The following is a 5,458-nucleotide window of genomic DNA, read 5'->3' as shown; positions in this document are numbered from 1 at the left end:
GGGGTTTACCCCGCGAAAGGGCCGGTACAGGGCCCAGTTCAGCCCCGGCTTGCGCAGGCCTCGATCGGCAACAGGTGTTTGACGAAGTTACAAGGCCGATGCCGGGCATCCAGCTGCTCGGCCAGAATCCCCTCCCACCCCGTGCGGCAGGCGCCGGTCGAACCCGGCAGGCAGCACACCAACGTGCGGTTGGACAACCCGGCCAATGCCCGGCTCTGGACGGTCGAGGTGCCGATATCCAGAATTGACAACGCCCGGAACAGCTCGCCAAAACCGTCGATGCGCTTGTCCAGCAGGCACTCAACTGCCTCCGGCGTGCTGTCTCGCCCGGTAAAGCCGGTGCCGCCGGTAATCAGCACCACCTGCACCTGCTCGTCGGCAATCCAGGTCGCCACCTGCGCGCGAATCTTGTACAGGTCGTCCTTGAGCAACGCCCGCGCCACCAGCCGGTGGCCGACCTCTACCGAACGGCTGGCCAGCAGTTCACCGGAGGTGTCGTTGTCATAGGTACGGGTGTCGCTGACGGTCAGCACGGCGATGTTCAGCGGTACGAAGACCGCATCGGGTTGGACGCGCACGGTAAAACTCCTTGAATGGCATTGTCGACACGCTAGAGGCACGGCCCGAGGGCGTCCAATCGATATGGCGTACCGGGCGATCAATGACATCTATCGCAGACGTGGGTTAAGGTCTGCATAACCAGACGCCAGGCACTTTCATGGACATCAAGCAGCTCAAGTTCCTCATCGCCCTCGACCAGACCCGCCACTTCGGCCAGGCGGCGGCGCTGTGCCATATCACCCAGCCAACGCTGTCCATGCGCCTGCGTAACCTGGAGGACGAACTGGAGCTGGTGCTGGTCAAGCGCGGCCAGCGCTTCGAAGGTTTTACCGAGGCCGGCGAGCGCATCCTGGCCTGGGCCCGCACCTTGCTCGCAGCCCACGATGGCCTGCAAGCCGAGGCCGCCAGCTGCCGCGGCCAAGTGGTCGGCAGCCTGCGCCTGGGTACGGTGCCGCTGGCCAGCTTCAACCCCATGCACCTGCTGCTGCCACTGCGCGAAAAATACCCCGAACTGCACTTTCAGCTCAGCTCGCTGAGCTCGGAACAAGTCATCGACGGGCTCAGCCGCAACCAGCTCGACCTGGGTATCTGCTACCTGGACCAGGTCAACACCAGCTTTTTCGAAGTGATCGAACTGGGCACCACCACCATGGGCCTGTTGCACGACACCCGGCACTTTCAATTCGCCGACGCCCCGCTGCGCTGGGATGCCCTCAGTGACATACCACTGGGCTTGCTGAGCAAGGGCATGCACTACCGTCAATCGCTGGACCTGAGCTTCCGCAGCCGCGGTCTGGAGCCGAATGCGGTGCTGGAAAGCGACTCGACCTTCCAGCTGATCCAGGCCATCAATACCGGCATGTGCTGCGCGATCATGCCGCTGGACTGCGGCCTGGAAGACCTCAGCGAGCACCTGCGCATCCTGCCGGTGGCCGACGCCGCCATTCACAGCCCGGTCGGCCTGCTGCTGCGCCGCAGCGAGCCGCGCTCGGCGATTGCCGAACAGTGCTTTGCCGAGGCCCGGGTGCTGTTTCAAGCCACCTGATCGCTGGTTGCCTGGCGGTACTGGCGCGGGGTAAAGCCGGTCAGTTGCTTGAACTGGCGGCTGAAGGCGCTGTGGTCGGTATAGCCGCAGCACATTGCCACTTCGGTGATGGGCAGGTCCGAATGCAACAGGCGGTGGGCGTGCTCCAGGCGCGCCTTGTGGATCATCTGCCGGGGCGTGAGGTGGAACACCCGCTTGCAGTAGCGCTCCAGCTGGGCCACGGAAATATCGGCGATACGGGTGAGCTCGCCCATGCTGATCGGCTGGTGAAAATGCTGGCGAATGTGCTCGTCCACCGCGGCCAGGCGTTGATAGGCAGGGTGACTGTCGGCGGCTGATTGCAGGTCGACCGAAATGCCAACCAGGCCGATGATCTCGCCCGCCTGGTTGTACAGCGGGCGCTTGTGGGTCAGGCACCAACCAGGCTCGCGGCTGCCGTACAGGTGCAGCTCCAGCTGGTCCTCCAGCACCCTGCCTTCCTTGAGCACCCGGCGGTCCTGTTCGGTGTAGCCGGGCCCCAGCTGCGCCGGGAACACTTCGGCGCTGGTCTTGCCCAGTAGCGGTTGCAGGCGCTTGAGGCCGCAACGCTGGACCAGGGTGTTGTTGGCCAGCACATAGCGGGCGGCCGGGTCCTTGATGAAGATCGCAGCGTTGGGGATGGCGTCGAGGATCGGCAGCAGCAGCGATACACCGGCGAGCAGGGCCTCGAGGGTGGCGGGGCGGTGCTGGTCGAGGGACTGGTAGAGGGTTGCCAGGGGGGTATTGGTCATCTTCTCTATCTCGGTTTGCTGGGCCCGCCTCTTCGCAGCGCACGGCTGCTCCTGCAGCGACCGCAGAAGGCTTGATAGCCATGCGGTTCTTGTAGGAGCCGCCTTGTGCTGCGAAGAGGCCAGCACTGGCAATGTCTCTCTCAAACCCTTATCCGGTATGGCCTACAGCCTATCCACCAGCACACCCTGGCCGCCAGCATTTTTTGCAACTGTGCCGATTTCGTCATCCCCCCTGCAGAAAACCATCAAGAACCGTCGCCCCGACCGGTTCACTCTATGCCCCACGCAAGCCGCCCAAGTCCTACAAGAGCGCGGCCCAAAAAGCCGCATCTCGTGACATCAGACCTGCCTATCCAATAACCAACAAAAAGGCGAACCCATGTCAGGCAAATTCAAAAAACAGTTATCACTGCTGGACCTCACCTTCATCGGCCTGGGTGCCATCTTCGGCTCCGGCTGGCTGTTCGCCGCCAGCCACGTGTCGGCCATCGCAGGCCCGGCCGGCATCCTCTCCTGGTTCCTCGGCGGTTTTGCCGTACTGCTGCTGGGCATCGTCTACTGCGAGCTGGGCGCTGCCCTGCCCCGCGCCGGTGGCGTGGTGCGCTACCCCGTTTACTCCCACGGCCCACTGCTCGGCTACCTGATGGGTTTCATCACCCTGATCGCCTTTTCCAGCCTGATCGCCATCGAAGTGGTCGCCTCACGCCAATACGCCGCTGCCTGGTTCCCCGGGCTGACCAAGGCCGGCTCCAGCGACCCGACCGTGCTCGGCTGGTTGGTGCAGTTTGCCTTGCTGGGGCTGTTCTTCTTCCTCAACTACCGCAGCGTGAAAACCTTCGCCAAGGCCAACAACCTGGTCAGCGTGTTCAAGTTCATCGTGCCGCTGCTGGTGATCGGCGTACTGTTCACCTTCTTCAAGCCAGAAAACTTCGAGGTCCAGGGCTTTGCCCCGTTCGGCCTATCCGGCGTGGAAATGGCCGTATCGGCCGGCGGCATCATCTTCGCCTACCTGGGCCTGACGCCGATCATTTCAGTGGCCAGCGAGGTGAAGAACCCACAGCGCACCATCCCTATTGCACTGATTTTGTCGGTGCTGCTGTCCACCGCGATATACGCCCTGCTGCAACTGGCCTTCCTCGGCAGCGTGCCGACCGAAATGCTGGCCAACGGCTGGGCCAGCGTGACCAAGGAACTGGCCCTGCCTTACCGTGACATCGCCCTGGCCCTGGGCGTCGGCTGGCTCGCTTACCTGGTGGTGGCCGACGCCGTGATCTCGCCCAGCGGCTGCGGCAACATCTACATGAACGCCACCCCGCGGGTGATCTATGGTTGGGCGCAGACTGGCACCTTCTTCAAATACTTCACCCGCATCGATGCAGAATCCGGCATCCCGCGCCCGGCCCTGTGGCTGACGTTTGGCCTGTCGGTGTTCTGGACCCTGCCGTTCCCATCGTGGGAAGCGCTGATCAACGTGGTCTCCGCTGCCTTGGTCCTGAGCTACGCCGTCGCCCCGGTCACCGTCGCCGCGCTGCGCCGCAATGCGCCACAGATGCCGCGCCCGTTCCGGGTCAAGGGCATGGCCGTGCTCGGCCCGCTGTCGTTCATCATCGCCGCGCTGATCGTGTACTGGTCGGGCTGGAACACCGTGTCGTGGCTGCTGGCCCTGCAAATCGTGATGTTCGTGCTGTACCTGCTGTGTGGCCGTTTCGTACCCACCCAGCACCTGTCGCTGGCCCAGCAAGTTCGCTCCTCGGCATGGCTGATCGGTTTCTACGCGGTGACCATCCTGCTGTCGTGGCTGGGCAGCTTTGGCGGCCTGGGGGTAATCGGCCACCCGCTCGACACCGTGGCCGTGGCCGCCTGCGCGCTGGGCATCTACTACTGGGGCGCCGCGACGGGCGTGCCTGCCCACCTTGTGCGCCTGGAAGGTGAAGACGAAAGCGAAGCCAGCGCTGAAACCCACACCGGCCGCCCTGCTGCCGTCGCTTCCTGATCTTTTACGCAAGGGACAAGCCATGAAACAGATTCACGTCATCGACTCTCACACTGGCGGCGAGCCAACCCGCCTGGTGATGAAGGGCTTCCCGCAACTGCACGGCCGCAGCATGGCCGAACAGCGCGACGAGCTGCGCGAGCTGCACGACCCATGGCGCCGTGCCTGCCTGCTGGAGCCACGCGGCAACGATGTGCTGGTCGGCGCGCTGTACTGCCCGCCGGTGTCGGCTGATGCGACCTGCGGGGTGATCTTCTTCAACAACGCCGGCTACCTGAACATGTGCGGCCACGGCACCATCGGCCTGGTCGCCTCGTTACAGCACCTGGGCCTGATCACACCGGGCGTACACAAGATTGACACCCCGGTTGGCCAGGTCAGCGCCACCCTGCATGAAGACGGTGCCATCACCATCGGCAACGTGCCCTCCTACCGCTACCGCCAGCAGGTTGCGGTGGACGTGCCCGGCCATGGCGTGGTGCGCGGCGACATCGCCTGGGGCGGCAACTGGTTCTTCCTCGTTTCCGAACACGGCCAGCGTATCGAGTTGGCCAACCGTGAAGCGCTGACAGAGTACACCTGGGCCATGCTCAAAGCCCTCGAAACCCAGGGCATCACCGGCGAAAACGGCGCGCCTATCGACCACGTCGAGCTGTTTGCCGACGACGCCAACGCCGACAGCCGCAACTTCGTGATGTGCCCCGGCAAGGCCTACGACCGCTCCCCGTGCGGCACCGGCACCAGCGCCAAGCTGGCCTGCCTGGCCGCCGACGGCAAGCTTGCCGAGGGCCAGACCTGGGTACAGGCCAGTATCACCGGTAGCCAGTTCCATGGCCGCTACGAGCGCGACGGCGAGCACATTCGCCCGTTCATCACCGGCCGCGCCTACATGACCGCCGACAGCACCCTGCTGATCGACGAACAGGACCCGTTCGCCTGGGGCATCTGAGCCCCGGCTTTTCCGAAAACCCCATTTCGCCAGGAGTAACAACAATGACCGACAACATCTTCACCGGCACCATGCCCGCCCTGATGACCCCGTGCACCGCCGCGCGCAAGCCGGACTTTGACGCGCTGGTGCGCAAGGGC

5 protein-coding genes and 1 pseudogene are annotated in these 5,458 nt (G+C 64.2%); 4 read left to right on the top strand and 2 right to left on the bottom strand.

Annotation, left to right across the window (positions count from 1 at the left end; all coding sequences use genetic code 11):
- Positions 1–38: 38 nt before the first annotated feature.
- Positions 39–578 (bottom strand): molybdenum cofactor biosynthesis protein B, encoded by a 540-nt coding sequence (gene moaB, locus ACK1VC_RS21510; protein ID WP_060519203.1) that lies wholly within the window; start codon positions 576–578, stop codon positions 39–41.
- A gap of 140 nt (positions 579–718) precedes the next feature.
- Between moaB and ACK1VC_RS21505 the strand changes: the two genes are divergently transcribed.
- Positions 719–1,606 (top strand): LysR family transcriptional regulator, encoded by an 888-nt coding sequence (locus tag ACK1VC_RS21505; RefSeq protein ID WP_016488615.1) that lies wholly within the window; start codon positions 719–721, stop codon positions 1,604–1,606.
- On the opposite strand, the gene ACK1VC_RS21500 is transcribed toward ACK1VC_RS21505, so the two are convergent.
- The gene (locus tag ACK1VC_RS21500) at positions 1,594–2,376 is read right to left on the bottom strand and encodes an AraC family transcriptional regulator (RefSeq protein ID WP_060519207.1); all 783 of its coding nucleotides are present in this window, start codon (positions 2,374–2,376) and stop codon (positions 1,594–1,596) included. The two genes, ACK1VC_RS21505 and ACK1VC_RS21500, sit on opposite strands and share 13 nt — an antisense overlap.
- 379 nt (positions 2,377–2,755) lie before the next feature.
- On the opposite strand from ACK1VC_RS21500, the gene ACK1VC_RS21495 reads away from it, so the two are divergent.
- The 3 genes and pseudogenes from ACK1VC_RS21495 to ACK1VC_RS21485 all read left to right on the top strand — a co-directional run.
- On the top strand, positions 2,756–4,369 hold the full coding sequence (locus ACK1VC_RS21495) for an APC family permease (protein WP_060519208.1): 1,614 nt from the start codon (positions 2,756–2,758) through the stop codon (positions 4,367–4,369).
- Between the two features lie 22 nt (positions 4,370–4,391).
- Positions 4,392–5,318 carry a 4-hydroxyproline epimerase gene (locus tag ACK1VC_RS21490; protein ID WP_023047730.1) on the top strand — a complete coding sequence of 309 codons (927 nt, stop codon included), beginning with the start codon at positions 4,392–4,394 and terminating at the stop codon, positions 5,316–5,318.
- Between the two features lie 44 nt (positions 5,319–5,362).
- A pseudogene (locus ACK1VC_RS21485) lies at positions 5,363–5,458 on the top strand (dihydrodipicolinate synthase family protein); the annotation flags it as partial.

Source organism: Pseudomonas sp. XP2 (genome assembly GCF_053557975.1).
This window is presented reverse-complemented; position numbering and strand designations above follow the sequence as displayed.

Coding starts and splice junctions, on each gene's coding strand:
- ACK1VC_RS21505 (WP_016488615.1), top strand. CDS start 719: ATGGACATCAAGCAGCTCAAGTTCCTCATCGCCCTCGACCAGACCCGC.
- ACK1VC_RS21500 (WP_060519207.1), bottom strand. CDS start 2,376: ATGACCAATACCCCCCTGGCAACCCTCTACCAGTCCCTCGACCAGCAC.
- ACK1VC_RS21495 (WP_060519208.1), top strand. CDS start 2,756: ATGTCAGGCAAATTCAAAAAACAGTTATCACTGCTGGACCTCACCTTC.
- ACK1VC_RS21490 (WP_023047730.1), top strand. CDS start 4,392: ATGAAACAGATTCACGTCATCGACTCTCACACTGGCGGCGAGCCAACC.